We start from the raw sequence: 20195 nt of genomic DNA, 5'->3' as shown, positions 1-20195 counted from the left end.
GCCGTGTGGGGGGACGGGAACAATGCACATCGAACCGGTGAACGCGCCCGACCTGTCGCAACGATCCACCACGGGGCTCATCGGGGACGTGGGCGACCAGCTCGCACGCCTCATGCGCACCGAGGTCCGGCTGGCGCGGCTGGAAATGCGCAGCAAGGGCAAGCAGGCCGGGATGGCGGCCGGGCTGCTCGGCCTCGGCGGTGCCCTGGGCTTGCTCGGTTGCCTGATGCTGGTCGCGACTGCGGTGCTCGCCCTGAACCTCGTGCTCGCCGCGTGGCTCGCCGCCCTGATCGTTGCGGTTGTTCTGCTACTCGTCGGGGGCGTCGCGGCGCTGCTGGGCCGATCACGGCTGAATCGGCTTTCACCGGTTCTGCCGGGGGAATCGCTGGAAACGATCAAACGCGATTACCGCGATCTGCGCGAGGCGCTGCGACGATGACCGCCGAAGAGCACGCGGGCGAGCGGCAGAGCAGCGAGCGCACGGCCGGAATCGCCGGGCTCCGGGCCGAGCACGACCTGACCCGCGACGAACTGGCCGACTCGCTCCACGAGCTCACGCGCCGCACGAACTTCCGCGAATGGTCGAAGCGGGCCGTGTGCCATGCCGTTGCGCGCACCCAGCGGCGAGCGAAGCGCGCCGCGCCGCAACCCCCGCACGTGCTGGCGGTGGCGACGACGTTCGCCGCGAGCTGCGTTATCGCCTACGCGGTGGCCTGGATGCTTCGCAGGCAGCATCGGTCCTACCGCTGCCGCAGGCCCGGCTGGTAGCCGGGCCGGGTCAGACCCGGACGACGTCGGCGGTGACGATGCCGGTCGTGCCGAGCTGCCGCCTCGGCCGCCGGGTACCCCACGGGCCCCGCACCGCGATCAGGTCGCTCGGAACCGGGCAAGCACGTCGGCCCTCGACCGGCCGGTGGAGCGCGACGTCGTTACCGGACGTGGCGTGACTGGGCACAATCCTCACCCCGAGAGTGGTGGTAGCGGCTGGAGATCGCAGCGGTCGGACATGCGCCGCCGAAACCATTGTGCAACACGAGACCGATGTGGTAACGCCCGGGCGGCACACCCGACGCCATCAGGTGTCTCCGACACGCAACGCGACCGTCGCCGCTACCGGCAAACCAGCGCCGGCGATGTCGACGATCCGGCTTTCCCCTGATCAGCGGCCGGGGGACAAAGTGGGCAGTCCGAACGGGTCACCGACGATCACGACGCGAAGCACGGCGGCCGGGGTGACACACATTGGTGGCCCCGGCGCTGCTGGAACGCCCCAAGCACGGCAGATTCCCAGGCGCACCAACCCCCACCAACAGGAGAAGCAAATGCGTACGACTGCCAAGCTCGTCCTCGCCGCTGCGGCGTCGACCGGCCTCCTTCTCGGCGCCCAGGGCATCGCCAGCGCCGACGAGGAGCCCACCTTCCAGCTGCCGAGCAATGTCAGCTCCTGGCTTGAAGAGACCCCCACCGCCGAATCGGACTTCCACATCCTGCCCGCCTTTGATTCGCAGCAGCAGCCGCAGCAGCAGGAGCCACAGCAGCAAGAAATGCAGCCGCAGCAGCAAGAGCCACAGCAGCAGGAACAGCAGCCGCAGCAGCAGAATGACGAAGGATAGCCTTGGCCAGGGATATCTCGGGACAGCAGTGACGTCGGTGTGACCCCCACAGCCTGATCGCAGCGACGAACCTTCGAGGGGTGCCCCCCACGGCGCCCCTCGAAGGCTTTCCGAGCCGGGTCAGGCGACCGATTCCACCTCGCTGACCAGGTCGGGCGCGTCCCTTCTCGGTGAGCCCAGCTGCTGAGCTCACCGGTCAGCGGACCGCGGTCACGTCCAGGTCCGCCAGGAAGCGGTACGGCCGGTGGTCCAGGAGATCGCCGAACCGCTTGCGCAACCGGGACATCTCCGCCCGCACCGTGATCGTGCGGGTCCGGTCGGCGAACAGCTGCTCGGCGAGCTCGGCGGCACTCCGGCCCGGCCGGTTCTCGGCCAGGTCTAGGAGGATCTCCGCATGGCGCCGGCTCAGCGGATACGTCCAGCTCCCGGACGTGCGGTGCACGGTCAGGGCGGGGCGACCCGGTCGGCGCACGTCGACCACCACGCGGGCCGCCGACGGCGCGTCCGGCGCGCAGGGGCGCAGCAGGATGCCCTCCGGCAGCGGTTCGAATGACCAGGCGCCGAAGGCCGGTAGCCACACCTCCTGCGAATCCAGCCGGTCCGGTAGCGCGACGCGGTCCAGCGGCGGCAGGCCGGTCGAGGCGGCCACCCAGCCAAACGGATCGACCACCAGGGCCTGCCCGTCGATCTTCGCCAGCAGCGGCGCGGCCACGGCGCGCAGGCGGTCCAGGCGGGTGCGGTGGACATCGCGCAACCTCGCCTCCGCCAACCCGGCCACGGCTCGGACCAGCGCGAGGGTGGTGGGGTGCATGGTGTCGGCGGGCCCGCTGACGTCCACCGCACCGAGCAGCCTCCCGTCGCGCGGGTCGCGGATCGGCGCGGCCGCGCAGCTCCACGCATGGTGGCTGCGCACGTAGTGCTCGGCCGAGTGGACCTGCATCGGCACGCCCTCGACCAGCGCCGTGCCGATGGCGTTGGTGCCCACCGTGTTCTCCAGCCAGCACGCGCCCTCGACGAACCCGAGGCGGTCGGCCCGGCGGAACACACCCGGGTGCCCGTCCCGCCACAGGACTCGTCCCTCGACGTCGACGATGACCACGATGTGCCCGGCGCTTTCGGCCGCCGGGACCAGGCCGCTGCGCAGCGCCAGCAGCGCGTCATCGGTGATGCCGCAGGTGACTCGACGATGCTCGACCTCGCCAGCGGACACCGGCCGGCACTCCGCGCCGTGGTCCGGGTTCACACCCTGGCTGCGCGCGCGGTTCCAGGACTCGGCGATCAGGGGCCGCGGCGGAACCGCCGGGCGGCGACCGCTCACCACGGCGTCGTGCGCACGGGCGACCGCACGGGCGTACTGCCGCGTATCCATCCCCACGGGGAGCGCGGCCTCGTCGAGGCGATGGGTCCGCATGGCCAGCTCCTGTCGGTCCCGCAACAACGCTGTATCTCGCCGCGTCACGTCGCCATAGGAGACGGCGTAACGGGGCGGATGCGCAAGAGTTGCACAGGGTTGCATCCCGCGTCGAGACCTTCGAACCTCCGTGCGATTCAATCCACAGAGGACATAGAACTGCCCAGAAGATCGTTGCCACTGGGCGACATCCCACATGCAACCCCCTGCAACGCTGGTCCGCTCTTTCGAGATCCGCTTACGTTTGCCCACCAAGAGCCACGGCGGGTCTGCGCGATCCGATCGGGCGGACCCCCGCCCCATCCGCACATCGCCAGGTCGCCGGACCGCATGCGGAAGAGGAGCGAGATGGCCTTGAACAAGCAAGAGCTGCTGCGCGCTTACCGAAAGATGTCCGAGATCCGCGCGTTCGAGGACCGCCTGCACGAGGAGAACGCCACCGGCGACATCCCCGGGTTCATCCACCTGTACTCCGGGCAGGAGGCGATCGCCGTAGGCGTGTGCGAGAACCTGCGGGACACCGACTACATCGGCTCCACGCACCGTGGGCACGGGCACTGCATCGCCAAGGGCTGCGACATACGCGGGATGATGGCGGAGATCTTCGGCAAGGACGACGGCCTTTGCCACGGCAAGGGCGGATCGATGCACATCGCCGACCTGTCGGTCGGCATGCTCGGCGCCAACGCGATCGTCGGCGGCGCACCGTCGCTGGCGATCGGTGCCGCTTTGAGCGCCAAGACGCTGCGCAACGGCGGCATCGCCGCGTCGTTCACCGGCGACGGGGGCTCGAACCAGGGCACCACCTTCGAAGCCATGAACATGGCGGTGGTCCTCAAGCTGCCGATCATCTTCGTCATTGAGAACAACGGGTTCGGCGAGGCCACCGGCACCGACTACGCGGTCGGCGCGCCGGACATCGCCGCCCGGGCGGCCGCGTTCGGCATGCCTGCGGTGAAGGTCGACGGCACCGACTTCTTCGAGGTGCACGAGGCCACTCGACAGGCCGCCGAGCGGGCCCGCGACGGCGGCGGGCCGACCACCATCGAAGCCCGGGCGAACCGGTTCTGGGGCCACTTCGAGGGCGACGCGCAGCTGTACCGGACCCCGGAGCAGGTCGCGGAGCTGCGCCGGACGCGGGATCCGCTGCAGAACTTCCGCGACGAGGTGGACCGCAAGAAGGCCAGCACGAAGGAACTCGACACCATCGACGAGGAATCCCGGCGGCTCGTCGACGACGCGGTCGCCCGCGCCCGCGCCGCCGCGTACCCGCCGATCGAAAACCTGCTCACCGACGTCTACGTCTCTTACTGAAGGGCTGGCAACGATGACCACGTCGAAGAAGACGTACCGCGAGGCCGTGAAGGACGCCCTCTGCCAGGAGATGGAGCGCGACGAGACCGTCGTGCAGATCGGCGAGGACCTGCGCGGCGGCCACGCCGGCACCAACCCGGACTTGGAGACGAAGAAGGTCGAAGCGTTCGGCGGCGTCCTCGGCGTCACCAAGGGCCTGTGGACCCAGTTCGGCTCCGAGCGCGTCATCGACACGCCGATCACTGAGTCAGCGATCATCGGCATGGCGGCCGGCGCGGCGCTGACCGGCCTGCGGCCCGTGGCCGAGCTGATGTTCATGGACTTCTTCGGGGTCTGCTACGACGCGCTCTACAACCAGGCGGCTAAGTTCCGGTACATGTTCGGCGGCAAGGCGCGCACGCCGATGGTGATGCGCGGCATGATCGGCGCGGGGTTCTCCGCTGCCGCCCAGCACTCGCAGTCGCCTTACAACGTGTTCGCCGCCGTGCCCGGCCTCAAGGTCGTGGCGCCGTCGAACGCCTACGACGCCAAGGGGCTGCTGATCCAGGCCATCCGGGACGACGACCCGGTCGTGTTCTGCGAACACAAGACCCTTTACGACATGAAGGCCGAGGTGCCGGACGAGCCCTACGCGATCCCGTTCGGAGTGGCCAACTACACCCGGCAGGGCACGGACGTGACGGTGATCGCCCTGTCCGCCATGGTCGGCGCCGCCAACGACGCGGCCGACAAGCTGGCCGCCGAGGGCGTCTCGGTCGAGGTCGTGGACCCGCGGACCGTCTCGCCGCTGGACGAGGAGGGCATCCTCGAATCGGTGGCTTCCACCGGCCGGGTGGTAGTCGTGGACGAGTCCGCGGCCCGCTGCGGTTTCGGCCACGACGTGGTCGCGCTCATCGCTACCAAGGCGTTCGACTCGCTGCGGGCGCCGGTCGAGCTCGTGACTCCGCCGCACACGCCGGTTCCCTTCTCCCCCAAACTGGAGAAGGCCTGGTTGCCGGACGCGGCCCGCATCGAAACCGCGATCCGCAGGCTGGTGGCGAACTGATCATGGCCGACATCAACCTGATCGAAGTGCCGAAGTGGGGCCTTTCCATGGATGAGGGCACCATCACGAAATGGCTGGTCGACGAGGGCGCCGGGTTCCGCAAGGGCGATCCGATCTGCGAGGTCGAAACCAGCAAGATCACCAACGAGATGGAAGCGCCCTTCGACGGGGTGCTGCGCCGCGTCCTCGCGAAGCCGGGCGAGACGCTACCGGTGGGAGCCGCGATGGCGGTGTCGGCAGACGCCGACGTCCCGGATGCGGCGATCGAGGAGTTCCTGGCGGCGAACGGGTCTAACACACCGGAACCCGTTGTGGCGAAAGCGGTTTTGCCCGCTGCCCCGATGGCGGCAGCGGCGCCGGTCGCGACACCGGGAACGACCGTGGTCCCAGAACCGCTGGCAGGCTCGACGAACGGCGACGTCTTCGCGACGCCGCACGCGCTCAAGCTCGCGGCCAAGCTCCAGATCGATCTCGGCGAGGTGACGGGTTCCGGCCGCATCGGCCGAGTTTCGGTGGCCGACGTCTACGCCGCCATCCGCGCGGCGGGAGGCACAGTCGCAGAACCGCCTGCACCGCAGCGCAACGCCACTCCCACACGGTCCGCACAGGACGACAGCAGCGTCAACGCCACCCCGGTGGCACGGCGCCTCGCGGCGGGCCTCGGCATCAACCTGCACGACTGCCGGGCCACGGGTGCGCGCGGCCGGGTGTGCGTCGCGGACGTCCGCGAGGCAGAGCGGAAGTTCCTGCCCGCTGCCGGACCCGAGGTCCGCGAAACCGCCCCGCCCGAAACGGAATTCGAGACCGTACCGCTCGATTCGATGCGCAAGGTCATCGGCCGTCGGCTGCAGGCTTCGAAGCAGACCTCCCCGCACTTCCGGCTGACCGCGGACCTGGAGATCGACGCGCTGCTCGCCCTGCGGAAGCAGATCAACGCCACGGTGCCGGCGGTCAAGCTCTCGGTGAACGACTTCATCGTCAAGGCGTGCGCGGCCGCGCTGCGCGAGATCCCGGACGTCAACGTGCAGTTCGACGAGGAATCTCAAGCGGTGCTCCGGTATTCCGCCGCCGACATCTCCGTCGCGGTGGCGCTGCCCTCGGGCCTGATCACGCCCATCGTGCGCGGGGCCGGCACCAAGTCCTTGGCCGAGATCTCCGGCGAGGTGCACTCCCTGGTCACCAAGGCCAAGACCGGCCGGCTCAAGCCCGAGGAGTTCCAGGGCGGCACCTTCACGGTCTCCAACCTGGGCATGTTCGGGGTGCGCGAGTTCGACGCGATCATCAACCCGCCGCAGGCGGCGATCCTCGCGGTCGGCTCCGGCGAGCAGCGCCCGTGCGTCGACAATGGACAGATCATCGCGCGGACGGTCCTGACGGTGACGCTCTCCTGCGACCACCGCGTGATCGACGGTGCGCTCGGCGCGACGTTCCTCCGGGAGCTCAAACGTTTCGTCGAATCACCGGCCCTGATGCTGGTCTAGGAGCAGCGATGACCGAAAAATACGATGTGCTCGTCGTCGGCGGCGGCCCCGGCGGCTACGTGGCCGCCATCCGCGCCGCCCAGCTCGGGCTGCGCACGGCCGTTGTCGAACGCGATCGGCTCGGAGGCATCTGCCTGAACTGGGGGTGCATCCCGACCAAAGCGCTGCTGCACGGCGCGGACGTCGCCCACATGCTCGCCAACCTGCGGCCGCTGGGCTTCACCGCGAGCGGGGTGGAGTTCGACGTGGCGCAGTTGGTGGCGTTCAGCCGCTCGGTTTCGGACCGCCTCGCCGGCGGCGTCGAATACCTGATGCGCAAGAACGGCATCGACGTCGTCAACGGGTCCGCCCGACTGGCCGGCAAGGACGTGGTCGAGGTCGCCGGGGAGCACCCGAAGACGCTGCGCGCCGACCACGTGATCCTGGCGACCGGCGCGCGCCCCCGCTCGCTGCCCGGTGTGGTGCCCGACGGGGACCGGGTCTGGACGTACTTCGAGGCGCTGGTGCCGACGGAGGTCCCGAAGTCCTTGCTGGTCATCGGTTCCGGCGCGATCGGGGTCGAATTCGCCAGCCTCTACAACGATCTCGGCAGCGAGGTCACGCTCGTCGAGGTGGCCCCGCAGGTCATGCCCGCCGAGGACGCCGCGGTCGCCGAGCACGTGCGCAAGAAGTTCGAGAAGCGCGACATCCGGGTGCACACCGGCGCATCGGTGTCCGAGGTCGCCGCGGCGGCCGACCACGTGACCGCGACGCTGAACCTCGCCGACGGCGCGGCGCAGCGGCTCGTCGCGGAGCGGGTCCTGGTCGCGGCGGGCGTCGAGGGCAACGTGACGGGGCTCGGGCTCGAAGGGCTCGGGGTCAAGTTGGAACGCGGATTCGTCCGCACCGACCAGTGGTACCGGACCAACGTGTTCGGTGTCTACGCGATCGGGGATGTGGCGGGCGCCCCGTGCCTCGCCCACAAGGCGAGCCACGAAGGTGTGGTGTGCGTAGAGCGACTCGCCGGGGTGGAGCACGTGAAACCGCTTGACCCGAGCCGGATTCCGGGCTGCACCTACGCACGACCGCAGGTCGCCCGGCTCGGCCTGACCGAGGCCCAGGCCCGGGCAACGGGACGCCCGCTGCACATCGGCCGGTTCGACCTGCAGGCCTGCGGCAAGGCGATGGCCATCGGCGAAGCCGACGGCTTCGTCAAGACCATCTTCGACGCCACCACCGGCGAACTGCTGGGCGCGCACCTGGTCGGTCCGGACGTCACGGAACTGGTCCAGGGCCTCGGTATCGCCCACTCGCTGGAGGCCACTGCCGACGACCTCGCCGAGGCGGTCTTCGCCCACCCGACCCTGTCAGAAGCCGTGCACGAATCGGTCCTGGCAGCCCTGAGCAGACCGCTGAACGCGTAACCACGTCCGCGGGGTCCGGCCCGCAGAAGACCCAGACTCCGCGGATCACGAGACGCGTTGCAGGTGGATCGGTAGGCCGTCGGATGGCATGGGCGCGTTCCAATAAAGCGCTAGACGAGTTCGTCGTCCTCGGCGGCTCGGGTGTAGATGGTCACCCCGCGCAGGACCGTGCGCAGGCAGTGCGGCAGCGGGGCGCCCGGGGAGAGGTCCGGCAGGCCCGGCACGCCCGCCCGCGGGTCGGTGGACCACCGCTGCACCCGCGAATCAGGCACCGCCACAACGAGATTCCCGGCTTCCCACACCGCGTAGGTCGCGGGCGCACCGGGAACCAACGTGCCGGTGACGCCGTCGTCGACCCCAGCGGCTCGCCAACCGCCCCGGGTGTGCGCCCTGAACGCGGCTCGCGGTGAGATGCCGAAACCGGCGGTGCGGTGGTGCACTGCGGCCTGCACCGCGCGCCACGGGTCGACCGGCGTGACCGGTGCGTCCGAACCGAACGACAGCAGCACGCCGTTGGCGGCGAGCTTCGAGAACGGGTTGAGCCGGGTGCCGCGCCCGACGCCGAGGCGCCGCGCGTACATGTCGTGGGAACCGCCCCAGGCGGCGTCGAAGGACGGCTGGACCGACGCCACCACGCCGAACCTGCCCAGTTCGGCGGCCTGGTGCTCGTCGACCATCTCCAGGTGTTCCAGCCGGTGGCTCAGGCTGGCCAGCGCCGGAGCACCCACGATCTCGGCCGCCTTGCGGAAGCCATCGCAGACCTCGGCCACCCCGGCATCGCCGATCACGTGGAATCCCGCCTGGATCCCGGCGCGCGTGCACTCCACCAGGTGCTCGGCCACCGCTTGCGCATCGAGGTAGAGCACGCCCGCTGTGGTCCGGTCGTCCGAGTAGGGCTCGCGCAGCGCCGCAGTGCGCGAACCGACCGCGCCGTCGACGAAGAGATCACCGGCCAGGCCGCGGACACCGAGCTCGCGGGCCCGGTCCACCGCGCCCAGTTCGCCCCAGTAGCCGACGACTTCCGGCACGCCGCCTCGCGCCGCGAGCGCCAGCAGATCCGCCAGGTCGTCCGCCCCGGAGATGTCCGGCCCGCCGCATTCGTGCACGCACGCCACGCCCCGAGAGGCCGCGTGCCGCAGGAAGGCCAGCTGCGCTTCCTGGCGCTGCGCGGCACCGAGGGCTTCTCGTGCGGCTCGGCGGACGTGGTGGTGCGCGACGCGCGTCAGCGGGCCCTGCTCGCTCCAGCCTTCGGCCCCGCGGGTCAGCGGCGCCTGGTCCACCAGCACCGTGGACACCAGCGCGGAATGCACGTCGATCCGGGACAGGTACACCGGCGCTCCGCCCGCGGCGCCGTCGATCTCGTCGCGGGTCGGGGGCCGCCGCTCCGGCCACCACGTCTCGTCCCACCCGTGGCCCCACACCAACGTGCCGGGGTACTCCGCCACGTGATCCCGCAGCGCGTGCAGGAATTCCGTCAGGGACGCGCATCCGGTCAGATCGAGGCCGTTGAGCAGCAGGCCGGTCGAGGTCGCGTGCACGTGCGCGTCGACGAAGGCAGGCGCCACGAACGCGCCTTCGAGGTCGATGACCTCGGCGTCGGGATGCAGCGCACGACCGACCTCGTCGGTGCCGACCCACGCGATGGTGCCATCGGTCACGGCCATCGCGGTGGCACCGGCGTCGGCGGGCGAGTGGATCCGCCCACCGAGCAACAACGTGGTCTCGGACATGTCCTTCGTGCTTCCCCGTTCCGGGTTTTCCATCTGCGCAGGTCGAGATCGGCCGAAGGCGTCGACGCACGATCCCGCGATCGAACCGGCCCCCAGCGCGAACCCGGCCGCGATCGTTCTGGGGAGCTTACCCGCCGCCCGGCACCAGCTGACGCCGACGGCGACCGATCACCGGCCCGAGCGCCCGTCAGGCCGTTCTGCCTGCGCAGACCGTTGCGGGGGAAGCAGTTCCGGGCCGGCCGCCGCGGGCTCGTCGTCTTCGGTGACCGAAACCACCTCGCCGTCGATGACGTCGCCGCCGGGCCCGGTCGCGCCCTGCCGGCGGTCGGCCTGCTGGGAGTGCAGCCACATCCGTTCTTGCATCGCCTTCGACCGCCGCTCCGCCGCGCGCAGCATCCGCTTGCGCAGCACGGCGCGGACCGGTGGCAGCAGGCACAGCAGGCCGGCCACGTCGCTGAGCAACCCCGGAAGGATGATCAGAATGCCCGCGGCGGCGATGAGCACACCGTCGGAGAGCTCCTTCTCCGGAGGCCGTCGCTGGCCAATGGCTTCGCGGAACTCCTGCAGGGTCCGGCGGCCCTGCCAGCGCAGCAGCCAGCTGCCCAGCACTGCGGCGGCGACCAGCAGGCCGATGGTGGGCAGCACCCCGATCGCCAGGCCGATGGCGACCAGCACGGCGAGTTCGACCACACCGGCGACGAGGAGAAGGGCGAGGATCTGCACGGCGCGGAGACCTCCTGTCGGTGGCAGTCACCCGATTCAACGAACCAGACCCCGCAAATGCTCCCAAAACCCGCAGAGGTGATGAAGGCCGCCGCGCGGCGGCCCCATAGACTTCCACGCGATGCTGGCGCACAAGTCGAAACCACTGATCCTGCTGCTGGTCGGCACCGTGCTCGCGCTCGCGGTGTTGATCAGCGATCAGTACCTGCCGGGATTGCCGCTACAGCCCAAGCAGCTCCCGGTTGCGGTGGTGACCCTCGGCGACAGCACGATGTCCGGCGAAGGCGGCGGCAACTACGAGGCCGGCACCAACGGCGAGCAGGACAACTGGTGCCACCGTTCGGCCGCCGCGCCGGTCAACCAGCTGCGGCTGCCGCCCACCGTGACCCGCATCAACCTGGCCTGCTCGGGCGCGCGGACCGATCTGGTGGGCGCGAACCCGGAACCCGGCCACGCCGAGGGTTCCCAGTCGCAGCGGCTGGCCGAGCTGGCGCGGCGCTACCGGATCACCGACGTCGTGGTGCAGGTCGGCGCGAATGACGACCCGGGCTTCACCGAAGTCGTCAACCAGTGCGTGGAGGCCTGGGTGCGGCAGGCCCCGGACGGCTGCGCGGCGCCACTGCGCACCGCTTGGCCGCAGCACGTGGAGCAGATGAAGCCGAAGGTGCTGGGCACGCTGCACGACATCCGGGCGGCGATGGACAGCGCGGGCTACACGCCGAGCAGCTACTCGCTAATCGTGCAGTCCTACGCCTCGCCGGTCGGCCCCGGGGTCAAGCCCGAGCTGCAGGACCTGTCCGGCTGCCCGTTCCTGACCGGCGACCTGGAGTGGATCCGGGACACCGGGGTGCCGCAGTTGTCGGCCGGGCTGCGGGATGTCGCGCGGCAGGCGGACGCCCGGTTCCTGGACCTGTCCCGGGCGGGCTCCGGGCACGAGGCGTGCACCGGGAACCCGCGCACGGCAGAGGGCGAGTGGTTCACCCGGCTGACGGTCGACTGGCCGAGCCTCCAGGACGAGCGGCGGGCGCCGCACGCGATGCAGGAATCGTTTCACGCCAACGCCGCCGGGCACGCGCAGTTGGGCCACTGCCTCGGCGAGTTCATGGCCACCGATGCCCCGACGGCGATGTGCCTGCCGGACGAGCGCGGCAACCTGAGGCCGGTCCCGGAACACGTCGCGGCCGTCCAAGCCCACCCTTGATCCCCTCGCTGCCCGCAACGCTTCGCAAAACGAGCCTGGAATAGGCGATTAGGACGTGTTTTACAAGCGGCGGCAGCCCTTGCGGTGTGGGACTGAACTGGCACCGCCGCGGGTTCTCAGGGGCTGTGCCCGCCGAAGGCCTCTCGGCGAGGACAGCCCCGACGCGGTGAATTGGCGTTCATGATGTCGGGGAACACGTGCGCGAGAAGTCCTCTGAGGTTCCGCTACCCGCACCGCTACGCAAACCACTTTCGAAACACGCCTTAAATCGCCGGGGGACGGTTTTCGAACGGGGTCGATAGCACCACCGTCGTTCGGGTGGAGACCTTCGCCGCCTCGCGGATCTGCCGGAGCAGCTCCTCCAGGCCCAGCGGCGAGGCCACCCGCACCTGCAGGATGTAGGACTCGTCGCCGGCTACCGAATAGCACGACTCGATCTGCGGCAGGTGCTCCAGCCGCTGCGGGTAATCGTCCGGCGCGGCCGGGTCGATCGGGGTCAACGAGATGAACGCGGTTAGCGGCAACCCGATCTGGTCACCGTCCACTTTGGCCGTGTAGCCCTGCAAGGCACCGCGCTGTTCCAGGCGGCGGACCCGCTGGTGCACGGCGGAAACGCTCAAACCGACGCGTTCGGCCAGATCGGTGAAGCTGCACCGTCCGTCCCGCGCGAGTTCGCGTAGGATGGCCCGGTCGGTGGCTTCCAGGACGCCAGGCGTCGCGGACCTGTCGCTCACGCCGGCAGCACCACCAACTCGTGCGGCTGGTTATTAACGCTTTCCACACCGTCCTCGGTGACGATGACGATGTCCTCGATCCGCGCGCCCCAGCGCCCCGGCTGGTAGATGCCCGGCTCGACGCTGAACGCCATGCCCGCCTCCAGCTGCAGGGCATTGCCGCCGACGATGTAGGGCTCCTCGTGCACGTCCAGCCCGATGCCGTGCCCGGTGCGGTGCACGAAGAACTCGCCGAACCCGGCGGCGACGATCGGCTCGCGGGCGGCGGCGTCGATCGACTCGGCGGTCGCGCCCGGCCGCACCGCCTCGACCGCGGCGCGCTGCGCGGCCTCCAGCACCGCGTAGGTCTCGCGGACGTCCGCCTGCGCGGGCTCGCCGATCGCGTAGGTGCGGGTGCAGTCGGAGTTGTAGCCCTCGTCGTTCGGGCCGCCGATGTCGATGACGACCACGTCGCCGCGCTCGATCACCCGGTTCGACACGTCGTGGTGCGGGCTGGCGCCGTTGGGCCCCGAGCCGACGATGACGAACGCCACCTCGGTGTGGCCCTCTTCGAGGATCGCGGCGGAGATGTCGGCGCCGACCTCCGCCTCGGTCCGGCCCGGCTTGAGGAACTCGGCCATCCGGGCGTGCACCCGGTCGATGGCGGCCCCGGCCTTGCGCAGCGCCTCGATCTCGGCGGTGTCCTTGCGCATCCGCAGTTCGCGCAGCACAGTCCCGGCCAGCACCTGTTCCGCATCGGGCAGGGCTGCGCGCAGCGGGAGCACGTGCAACGCGGGCATCATGTCGGCGACGGCCAACCGGGCGGGCGCCCCGCCGCGGCGGACCAGGTCGGCCACCATCGCGTGCGGCTCCTGGCCGTCGACCCAGGTCACGACGTCGATGCCGAGCTCGGCCAGCGGAATGTCGGCGAAACCGAGCTCCTCCAGCTTCGGCAGCACCAGCGCGGGCCGACCACCGGCCGGTAGCACCAGGCAGGTCAGCCGTTCGTGCGACTCCCCGCCCGCGCCGAGGAGGTAGCGCAGATCGGAGCCGGGCGTGATCAGCAGCGCGTCGAGTTCCGCCGCGGCAGCGGTTTCCGCGGCTTTGGTCAGCCGGGCCGCGAACACTGATGGATCCTGCTCAATCGAGACGGTGGCCATAGCCCCCAAGCCTAATCCCGGGGCAGCGACCCGCCGCCCGGCTGGTCGGAGTTCGCGCCACGCGGCACCGAGTCAGGCCGGGGCCTTGTCCAGGTCCTGTTCGAGCAGGGCGACGAGCTCGTCCAGGGCCGCCTCGTCGCTGCCGGAGAGCTCGACCTCCTCACCGTGCTGTGCGCCCAGGGACATCGGTTCGCGGCGTCGAAGTTGTCGGTGACCGGCGGCGCGTCGGTGATCTGGTAGACGCCCATGCCCACGCTGCAGGGGGTCGCCGATCAGCCCCGGCAAGGCGGCAGGCCCGGTTGGGCGGGTTCATGACCGGTTGCCCGATCAGGCGCCAGCCGATCCAGCGGCCGAGCGCTGCACGGCAGGTCGTGCACACCGGTGGGCGAAGACGTGACAAGCTGGCGAACTGTGACTGGTCCCCTGATGCTCGTCGATTCGGCCGGGTTGTGGTTCCGCTCGTACTTCGCACTGCCCGATTCGCTGACCGCCCCGGACGGCACGCCGGTGAACTCGGTGCGCGGTTTCTGCGACATGCTCGCCAAGCTGATCACCGACCGGCGCCCGTCGCGGCTGGTGGCGTGCCTGGACAACGATTGGCGGCCGCAGTTCCGCGTCGACGCGCTGCCGTCCTACAAGGCGCACCGCGTCGCCGAGGACGACCCAGCGGCCGAAGAGGTCCCGGACACGCTGTCCCCGCAGATCCCGGTGATCCTCGACGTCCTCGACGCCGCGGGCATCGCCACCGCCGAAGCCGAGGGCTACGAGGCCGACGACGTCATCGGCGCGCTAGCCGACCGCGAGGACCGGGACGCGGTGGCGGTCGTCACCGGCGACCGGGACCTGTTCCAGCTGGTGCGCACACAGCCCACCGCGGTCCGGGTGATCTACGTCGGCGCCGGCCTGGCGAAGGCGCAGGACTACGGCCCCGCCGAACTAGCGGAGAAGTACGCCCTGTCGGCCGACCGCGCCGGCGACGACTACGCGGAAATGGCGGTGCTGCGCGGAGATCCGTCGGACGGGCTGCCCGGAGTGGCAGGCATCGGCGAGAAGACGGCGGCGAAGCTGATCACCCAGTTCGGCTCGCTCGAAACGCTCCTCGCGGCGGCCGAGAGCGGCGATTCCCGCCTGACCCCGAGGATCCGGGGCAAGCTCGCGGAGGCGGCCGACTACCTGGCCGCGGCCCCGTCCGTGGTCCGCGTGGCCCGCGACGCCCCGGTGGTCCAGGACCGCCCGGATGCGCTCCTGCAGTCCCCTGTGGACACCGACCGCCTGCGCGAGCTCCAACACTCCTGGGGCCTGGGTGCCAGCATCGACCGCCTGATCGCGGCACTGACCCCCTGAGAGTTCAGGAGCAGCGCTGGTTTATCCATGCACTGTGGAGTCTTCCCGGAGGTGGCACTCGAATTCGATCGGGTCGTGCGCGCAGAACACGTCGATCTCGGCCCGGTGAGCGGTCACCAGGTCGTGCAGCGGTCCCGGCTCCCGGGCAGCCGCTGCTGAAATCCGGTCCCTCCAGTGCCTGCGCGAAATGCGCCATCCTCGCCGCGACTACCCCTTCGCGCGGCCCGCTCGGCGCTCAGAAGCTGGTGCCACACCAAGGCGGTACGACGGTGGCGAACAGGGAGTCCGCTGCCGGGACGGCCGCCGGGTCGTGCGCCTGGATGCGGCCCGCCGCCACGAGCGCCGACGCGGACTGGTCACTCAGGTACAGCGCCGCGAGCGTGGCGACGTCGAGGCTGAGCTGGGGTTGCCCGGAACACCGGTCCACGCCGTCTGGGGCGACGCGGTAGCGGCCTTCGTTCTCCGGCAGGAACGCATCGCGAACCTCGACCACCACCGGATCGGCCGCGCCGAAGGTCCGCGCGCGAAAGGCAGCGAGCACGTCCACCAATCGCACCCAGAGGTCGTCCTCGACCGTGGTGATCCGGCACTGGCGGCGATCGGTCAGCCACCACTCCAGCGGCTCGTCCACCGGCCGGATCCCGGCCACCAGCCGGTCCGCCAGGTCGAGGTCGAGCAGGAAGCGCCACAGCTCCGCCGCCGCCGTGGCATCGGCCGCCGAAACGTCGATGACCCGCACCGTGGTGGACCAGTTGTCGTCGGTCTTCGGCTCGTAGATGACGAACCCGTCGTCCACTCCGTCCTCGTCGGCGTGCACGGCGACGGTGAGTCCCTTGCCCCACATCGACCACCGGGCCGACCACCAGGCGTCGGGGCGCCCGATCCGGCCCGGCCGGTCCGGGCCGCACCGCTCGTAGATGGCTGGCAGGAGCGGCTCCGCCTTCGCCTGGTCCACCAGCCGCACCCGGCCGCCGCGCGGCACCTCGGCGCGCACCGTCACACTGGGCCGGTCCAGCTCCACCCTCCGGCACCTGGTGGCCACGCCGTAACCGAACCGCTCGTAGATCACCGCTTCGGACGCGTGCAGCATGGCCACGGCCTCGCCGCGCTCGCGCACCTCCTCGAGCTGCGCGCGCATCAGCGACGTCAGCACCCCGCGACGCGTCTGGTCGGCGCGGACCCCGACACCCGTCACCGCGCCCGCCGACAGCCGCCGACCGCCCGGCACCGCCAACACGTTCGTAATCGTTCTCGTCGTCCCGGCCAGCTCACCGTCGACGAACGCCCCCAGCACCCGACCCGGCTCGTGCAGGGCCGCGTTGCCCGCCCACTCCTCGTCGCTCAACGGCTGCCAGAGCAGGGCACGGCGGAACAGGTCGTTCGCCCCGCGGAACCCGGATTCGGACAACGCGCGCACTTCGTGCCGGCTCACGCCAGCGATCTTGCCTGCCTCCCCGGCAGGCGTCGACCGAATTTCACTTGGGGTGGCCGACCTCGTAGACGCCCTTCTCGTTCTTGACCGTCACCGTGACGGTCTTGGTCGCCGAGTCGACGCTGACCTTGCAGTCGAAGCGCTGACCGACCGCGACCGGCTGCCCGCTCGGGCAGCTGACGTTCCCGACCCCCGGCAGCCCGTAGGAGCCCTTCAGGGTCTGCGTGACGCCCTTCTCCACGCTGGCCGCATCGAACACCGGCCGCACGAACCAGCCCGGCGTGAGGAACCCGAGCACCAGCACCACGCCGACCACGAGGACCGCACCGATCCCGCCGAGCACCCACGGCAGCGCCGAGCGCTTCTTCTTCGGCCGTTCGAACTGGTCGAATTGCCCGAGGCCGCCCGGTGCCGGGTACTGCCCGCCCTGCGGGTACTGCGGTTGGCCGTAGCCGTAAGGCTGCGGCTGGGGTGGCTGCCGCGCGGGTCGCTGCGGAGCGAAACCACCCGGCTGCGGGTAGCCCGGCGCTGCCGGCTGCATCCCAGGCCCCTGGGGTTGCTGCCCCCACTGGGGATAGCTCCCCGGCTGGCCGTAGGGGGACGACATCTGCACCTCCGGACGAAGTTCACCTGGCCATCGCGACATTCCCGACGCCAGGAGATCCAACCACAACCGCCCTGCCGCCCGAATCGGCCGGGCGGCGGTCACACGGCGCCGGCGGCGACCACGCCGCGGCGGATCGCGGTGACCGCCTTCGCCGCCGACGAACCCACCGGGTCCGCCACCCCGACGACCTCGCGGATCTGGTCGAGCAGGTCGATCACCTGGCGGCACCAGCGGACGAAGTCACCGGCCGACAGTTCGTGCCCGCTGGACTCGGCCGCGGTGAGGACCTTCTCCAGCGACTCGCCGCGCGCCCAGCGGAACACCGGCCAGGCGAAACCGGCGTCCGGCTCGCGGGTGCGGTCCAGCTTGTGCCGCCGCTCGTCGTCCTCCAACTCCGCCCACAGCCGCCAAGTGGCGGCCAGCGCGTCGCTGACCGCACCGGCCGGCACCTGCGGCGCCAGACCCTCCCGCCGCGACTCGTAGACCAGCGACGACACCACGGCCGCCAGCTCGGCAGGCCCCAGTCCGCGCCACGCCTGAACCCGCAGGCATTCGGCAGCCAGCAGGTCCGATTCGCTGTAGAGCCGCGAGAGCCGCCGCCCGTGCTCGGTGACTGCGCCCTCCGATGGACCGGCCACCGGCAGGTAGTCCCGTTCGGTCAGCAGCGCGACGATCCGGTCGAAGGAGCGGGCCAGCGAGTGCGTGGTCGTGGCGACCTTGCGCAGCAGGTTCTCGTTCTCGCCCCGCAGCCGCTCGTACCGCTCGGCCCACCGGGCGTGGCTCTCCCGCTCGTCGCAACCGTGGCACGGGTGCGCCTTCAACGCGCGCCGCAGCGTCGCCAGTTCCGCGTCATCGGTCGCGTCGGAGCGCCGCCGACCGCGTCCGCCCGGAGCCTCGATGCCGGTGTTGCGCAGCGTCGAGGCGAGGTCCCGGCGGGACCTCGGCGAGCGGGTGTCGACGTGCTTCGGCAACTTGATCTTGCCCAGCGGCTCCACCGGCGAGGTGAAGTCGGCGACCGACAGCCGCCCCGACCAGCGGTCTTCGGTGACCACCAGCGGTCGCGGCTCGCCCAGCAGCTCCAGCCCCGGGTCGATGACCACCGCCAGCCCCGAACGCCGCCCGGCGGGCACCGCGATCACGTCGCCCTTGCGCAGCTTCTCCAGCGACTTCGCCGCCTCTGCGCGCCGCGACTGGCGGTTCTGCCGGGCCAGGTGCTTCTCCCGCTCGGAGATGCGGCGACGCAACTGGAAGTACTCGTCGAAGTCGCCCAGGTGGCAGTGCATCGCCTCGGAGTAGCCCGTCAGCGCCTCGTTGTTGCGCTCCACGCGCCGGGACAGGCCGACCACCGAGCGGTCGGCCTGGAACTGCGCGAACGACTGCTCCAGCAGTTCCCGCGCGGCGTCCTGGCCGACGCGCTGCACGAGGTTTACCGCCATGTTGTATCCGGGCCGGAACGACGAGCGCAGCGGGTACGTGCGGGTCGAGGCCAGCCCGGCGACCTGCTTGGGGTCGACGCCCGGCTGCCAAACGACCACCGCGTGGCCCTCGACGTCGATGCCGCGCCGCCCGGCCCGGCCGGTGAGCTGCGTGTACTCGCCGGGGCTGAGGTCGACGTGCGACTCGCCGTTGAACTTCACCAGCCGCTCCAGCACCACCGTGCGGGCGGGCATGTTGATGCCCAGCGCCAGCGTCTCGGTGGCGAACACGGCCTTGACCAGGCCGCGGACGAACAGCTCCTCGACCGTCTCCTTGAACGCCGGCAGCAGGCCCGCGTGGTGCGCGGCCAGGCCGCGCTCCAGCGCCTCCCGCCACTCCCAGAAGCCCAGCACCGCCAGGTCGGACTCCGGCAGGTTGGCGGTGTGCTCGTCGATCACCTCGCGGATCTCGTCGATCTCCGCGTCGGTGGTCAGCCGCAGCCCCGCCCGCATGCACTGGGAGACGGCCTGGTCGCAGCCGTTGCGGCTGAAGATGAACACGATCGCCGGCAGCAGCCCGGCCGCGTCCAGCCCAGTGAGCATCTCCACCCGCGACGGCGGGTAGAACCGCGGCGGGCGCGGGCCCTTGCGCTTGGCGTTCGGCCCGCCTCGCCGACCGCCGTAGGGCACGTGCACGCGGGCCAGCTGCTGGGTTTGCCGCACCAGGTTCGGGTTGATCTGCAGTTCCCGGTCCGGGTTCTCGCCGCCGAACAGGTCGAACATCCGGGGCCCGACCAACATGTGCTGCCACAGCGGCACCGGCCGGTGCTCGTCGACCACGACCGTGGTGTCGCCGCGCACTTCCTGCAGCCACTCGCCGAATTCCTCGGCGTTGCTGACCGTCGCCGACAGGCTCGCCACCTGCACGTACTCCGGCAGGTGCAGGATCACTTCCTCCCACACCGCGCCGCGGAAGCGGTCCGCGAGGTAGTGCACCTCGTCCATCACGACATAGCCGAGCTGGTCGAGGCTGCGGGAGCCCGCGTAGAGCATGTTGCGCAGCACCTCGGTGGTCATCACGACCACCTGCGCCTCGCCGTTGATCGAGGTGTCGCCGGTCAGCAGCCCGACCGCGTCACTACCATGCCGCTCGCACAGGTCGGCGTACTTCTGGTTGGACAGTGCCTTGATCGGCGTGGTGTAGAAGCATTTCCGGCCCTCCTTGAGCGCGAGGTGCACGGCGAACTCGCCGACCACGGTCTTTCCGGCCCCGGTGGGCGCGCACACCAGCACGCCGTGCCCGGCCTCCAGGGCCTGGCAGGCGGTGCGCTGGAACGGGTCGAGCTCGAAGGACAGCTCGCCCGCGAACCCGGCCAACTGGGGGTGCGCGCTGCGACGGGCGTGCGCCGAGAAGGCGTCGGCCGGAGACAGCTTGGTGGGGTATGAACGGCTGGCAGCCACACCCCAAGGCTTTCACATCACACCGACGTGCGTCGCAGCCCCAGCGCCAGAAGCCATGCGCAACCCATCACAACAACCTGAAACTGTTTCCAGGCTCGTCTTGCGCAGGCCCACCAGCTCCCGCACCACCGCCAGCCCGTAC

The 20195-nt window shown here is 70.7% G+C and carries 19 protein-coding genes; 9 read left to right on the top strand and 10 right to left on the bottom strand.

All coding sequences use genetic code 11. The annotated features are described in order from the left end of the window. The first annotated feature begins 22 nt into the window (after positions 1–22). A complete protein-coding gene (locus tag ACWDKQ_RS04475; RefSeq protein ID WP_450137346.1) occupies positions 23–439 on the top strand; it encodes a phage holin family protein in 417 nt (138 codons plus the stop codon). Next, entirely contained in the window at positions 436–768 is a 333-nt protein-coding gene (locus ACWDKQ_RS04470; RefSeq protein WP_450137345.1) for a hypothetical protein, read from the top strand. Before ACWDKQ_RS04475 ends, ACWDKQ_RS04470 begins: the two co-directional genes overlap by 4 nt. 10 nt (positions 769–778) lie before the next feature. Here ACWDKQ_RS04470 and ACWDKQ_RS04465 read toward each other — a convergent pair whose 3' ends face one another. Continuing rightward, a complete protein-coding gene (locus tag ACWDKQ_RS04465; RefSeq protein ID WP_450137344.1) occupies positions 779–955 on the bottom strand; it encodes a hypothetical protein in 177 nt (58 codons plus the stop codon). A 367-nt stretch (positions 956–1322) separates the two neighbouring features. Between ACWDKQ_RS04465 and ACWDKQ_RS04460 the strand changes: the two genes are divergently transcribed. Continuing rightward, a complete protein-coding gene (locus ACWDKQ_RS04460; RefSeq protein WP_450137343.1) occupies positions 1323–1613 on the top strand; it encodes a hypothetical protein in 291 nt (96 codons plus the stop codon). Between the two features lie 196 nt (positions 1614–1809). Here ACWDKQ_RS04460 and ACWDKQ_RS04455 read toward each other — a convergent pair whose 3' ends face one another. Then, positions 1810–3024 (bottom strand): GAF domain-containing protein, encoded by a 1215-nt coding sequence (locus ACWDKQ_RS04455; RefSeq protein WP_450137342.1) that lies wholly within the window; start codon positions 3022–3024, stop codon positions 1810–1812. 348 nt (positions 3025–3372) lie between these two features. Here ACWDKQ_RS04455 and ACWDKQ_RS04450 point away from each other — a divergent pair, with 348 nt between their 5' ends. Genes ACWDKQ_RS04450 through lpdA form a run of 4 tightly spaced genes read left to right on the top strand, consistent with a single transcriptional unit; the run spans position 3373 to position 8267 of the window. Continuing rightward, the gene (locus ACWDKQ_RS04450) at positions 3373–4338 is read left to right on the top strand and encodes a thiamine pyrophosphate-dependent dehydrogenase E1 component subunit alpha (RefSeq protein ID WP_450137341.1); all 966 of its coding nucleotides are present in this window, start codon (positions 3373–3375) and stop codon (positions 4336–4338) included. 13 nt (positions 4339–4351) lie between these two features. After that, entirely contained in the window at positions 4352–5383 is a 1032-nt protein-coding gene (locus ACWDKQ_RS04445; protein WP_450137340.1) for an alpha-ketoacid dehydrogenase subunit beta, read from the top strand. A 2-nt stretch (positions 5384–5385) separates the two neighbouring features. Then, positions 5386–6864, top strand: a complete 1479-nt coding sequence (locus ACWDKQ_RS04440) for a 2-oxo acid dehydrogenase subunit E2 (RefSeq protein ID WP_450137339.1) — start codon at positions 5386–5388, stop codon at positions 6862–6864. An 8-nt stretch (positions 6865–6872) separates the two neighbouring features. Then, a complete protein-coding gene (gene lpdA / locus ACWDKQ_RS04435; RefSeq protein WP_450137338.1) occupies positions 6873–8267 on the top strand; it encodes a dihydrolipoyl dehydrogenase in 1395 nt (464 codons plus the stop codon). A gap of 110 nt (positions 8268–8377) precedes the next feature. On the opposite strand, the gene ACWDKQ_RS04430 is transcribed toward lpdA, so the two are convergent. Both ACWDKQ_RS04430 and ACWDKQ_RS04425 read right to left on the bottom strand, forming a co-directional pair. Next, on the bottom strand, positions 8378–9997 hold the full coding sequence (locus tag ACWDKQ_RS04430; protein WP_450137337.1) for an amidohydrolase: 1620 nt from the start codon (positions 9995–9997) through the stop codon (positions 8378–8380). 168 nt (positions 9998–10165) lie between these two features. After that, entirely contained in the window at positions 10166–10720 is a 555-nt protein-coding gene (locus ACWDKQ_RS04425) for an FxsA family protein (RefSeq protein ID WP_450137336.1), read from the bottom strand. Between the two features lie 121 nt (positions 10721–10841). On the opposite strand from ACWDKQ_RS04425, the gene ACWDKQ_RS04420 reads away from it, so the two are divergent. After that, positions 10842–11921, top strand: coding sequence for a GDSL-type esterase/lipase family protein (locus ACWDKQ_RS04420; RefSeq protein WP_450137335.1), 1080 nt, complete (start codon positions 10842–10844; stop codon positions 11919–11921). Between the two features lie 263 nt (positions 11922–12184). Here the strand turns inward: ACWDKQ_RS04420 and ACWDKQ_RS04415 are convergent, their stop codons facing one another. The 3 genes from ACWDKQ_RS04415 to ACWDKQ_RS04405 form a co-directional block, all read right to left on the bottom strand. Then, a complete protein-coding gene (locus ACWDKQ_RS04415) occupies positions 12185–12625 on the bottom strand; it encodes an Lrp/AsnC family transcriptional regulator (protein WP_093155725.1) in 441 nt (146 codons plus the stop codon). Between the two features lie 26 nt (positions 12626–12651). Beyond that, a complete protein-coding gene (locus ACWDKQ_RS04410) occupies positions 12652–13794 on the bottom strand; it encodes a M24 family metallopeptidase (protein WP_450137334.1) in 1143 nt (380 codons plus the stop codon). A gap of 72 nt (positions 13795–13866) precedes the next feature. After that, positions 13867–13980: an HPr family phosphocarrier protein gene (locus ACWDKQ_RS04405; protein WP_450137333.1), complete on the bottom strand. Its 114-nt coding sequence runs from the start codon at positions 13978–13980 to the stop codon at positions 13867–13869. Between the two features lie 240 nt (positions 13981–14220). On the opposite strand from ACWDKQ_RS04405, the gene ACWDKQ_RS04400 reads away from it, so the two are divergent. Next, a complete protein-coding gene (locus ACWDKQ_RS04400) occupies positions 14221–15138 on the top strand; it encodes a 5'-3' exonuclease (RefSeq protein ID WP_450137370.1) in 918 nt (305 codons plus the stop codon). 235 nt (positions 15139–15373) lie between these two features. Here ACWDKQ_RS04400 and ACWDKQ_RS04395 read toward each other — a convergent pair whose 3' ends face one another. The 3 genes from ACWDKQ_RS04395 to ACWDKQ_RS04385 form a co-directional block, all read right to left on the bottom strand. Further along, positions 15374–16570: a GNAT family N-acetyltransferase gene (locus ACWDKQ_RS04395; protein ID WP_450137332.1), complete on the bottom strand. Its 1197-nt coding sequence runs from the start codon at positions 16568–16570 to the stop codon at positions 15374–15376. A 43-nt stretch (positions 16571–16613) separates the two neighbouring features. Further along, the gene (locus ACWDKQ_RS04390; protein WP_450137331.1) at positions 16614–17177 is read right to left on the bottom strand and encodes a DUF4333 domain-containing protein; all 564 of its coding nucleotides are present in this window, start codon (positions 17175–17177) and stop codon (positions 16614–16616) included. 98 nt (positions 17178–17275) lie between these two features. Continuing rightward, a complete protein-coding gene (locus tag ACWDKQ_RS04385) occupies positions 17276–20053 on the bottom strand; it encodes a DEAD/DEAH box helicase (protein WP_450137330.1) in 2778 nt (925 codons plus the stop codon). Positions 20054–20195: the final 142 nt, after the last annotated feature.

It is taken from the genome of Saccharopolyspora sp. NPDC000995, from assembly GCF_053599315.1.
Note: the sequence above shows the minus strand (reverse complement) of the source record. Positions and strands in the feature narration are given on the sequence as shown.

What these genes read in the sequence shown, in the direction of transcription:
- ACWDKQ_RS04470 (WP_450137345.1), top strand. Translation starts at nt 436, where the DNA reads ATGACCGCCGAAGAGCACGCGGGCGAGCGGCAGAGCAGCGAGCGCACG.
- ACWDKQ_RS04430 (WP_450137337.1), bottom strand. Translation starts at nt 9,997, where the DNA reads ATGTCCGAGACCACGTTGTTGCTCGGTGGGCGGATCCACTCGCCCGCC.
- ACWDKQ_RS04460 (WP_450137343.1), top strand. Translation starts at nt 1,323, where the DNA reads ATGCGTACGACTGCCAAGCTCGTCCTCGCCGCTGCGGCGTCGACCGGC.
- ACWDKQ_RS04445 (WP_450137340.1), top strand. Translation starts at nt 4,352, where the DNA reads ATGACCACGTCGAAGAAGACGTACCGCGAGGCCGTGAAGGACGCCCTC.
- ACWDKQ_RS04455 (WP_450137342.1), bottom strand. Translation starts at nt 3,024, where the DNA reads ATGCGGACCCATCGCCTCGACGAGGCCGCGCTCCCCGTGGGGATGGAT.
- ACWDKQ_RS04475 (WP_450137346.1), top strand. Translation starts at nt 23, where the DNA reads ATGCACATCGAACCGGTGAACGCGCCCGACCTGTCGCAACGATCCACC.
- lpdA (WP_450137338.1), top strand. Translation starts at nt 6,873, where the DNA reads ATGACCGAAAAATACGATGTGCTCGTCGTCGGCGGCGGCCCCGGCGGC.
- ACWDKQ_RS04440 (WP_450137339.1), top strand. Translation starts at nt 5,386, where the DNA reads ATGGCCGACATCAACCTGATCGAAGTGCCGAAGTGGGGCCTTTCCATG.
- ACWDKQ_RS04420 (WP_450137335.1), top strand. Translation starts at nt 10,842, where the DNA reads ATGCTGGCGCACAAGTCGAAACCACTGATCCTGCTGCTGGTCGGCACC.
- ACWDKQ_RS04390 (WP_450137331.1), bottom strand. Translation starts at nt 17,177, where the DNA reads ATGTCGTCCCCCTACGGCCAGCCGGGGAGCTATCCCCAGTGGGGGCAG.
- ACWDKQ_RS04400 (WP_450137370.1), top strand. Translation starts at nt 14,221, where the DNA reads ATGCTCGTCGATTCGGCCGGGTTGTGGTTCCGCTCGTACTTCGCACTG.
- ACWDKQ_RS04450 (WP_450137341.1), top strand. Translation starts at nt 3,373, where the DNA reads ATGGCCTTGAACAAGCAAGAGCTGCTGCGCGCTTACCGAAAGATGTCC.
- ACWDKQ_RS04410 (WP_450137334.1), bottom strand. Translation starts at nt 13,794, where the DNA reads ATGGCCACCGTCTCGATTGAGCAGGATCCATCAGTGTTCGCGGCCCGG.
- ACWDKQ_RS04405 (WP_450137333.1), bottom strand. Translation starts at nt 13,980, where the DNA reads ATGTCCCTGGGCGCACAGCACGGTGAGGAGGTCGAGCTCTCCGGCAGC.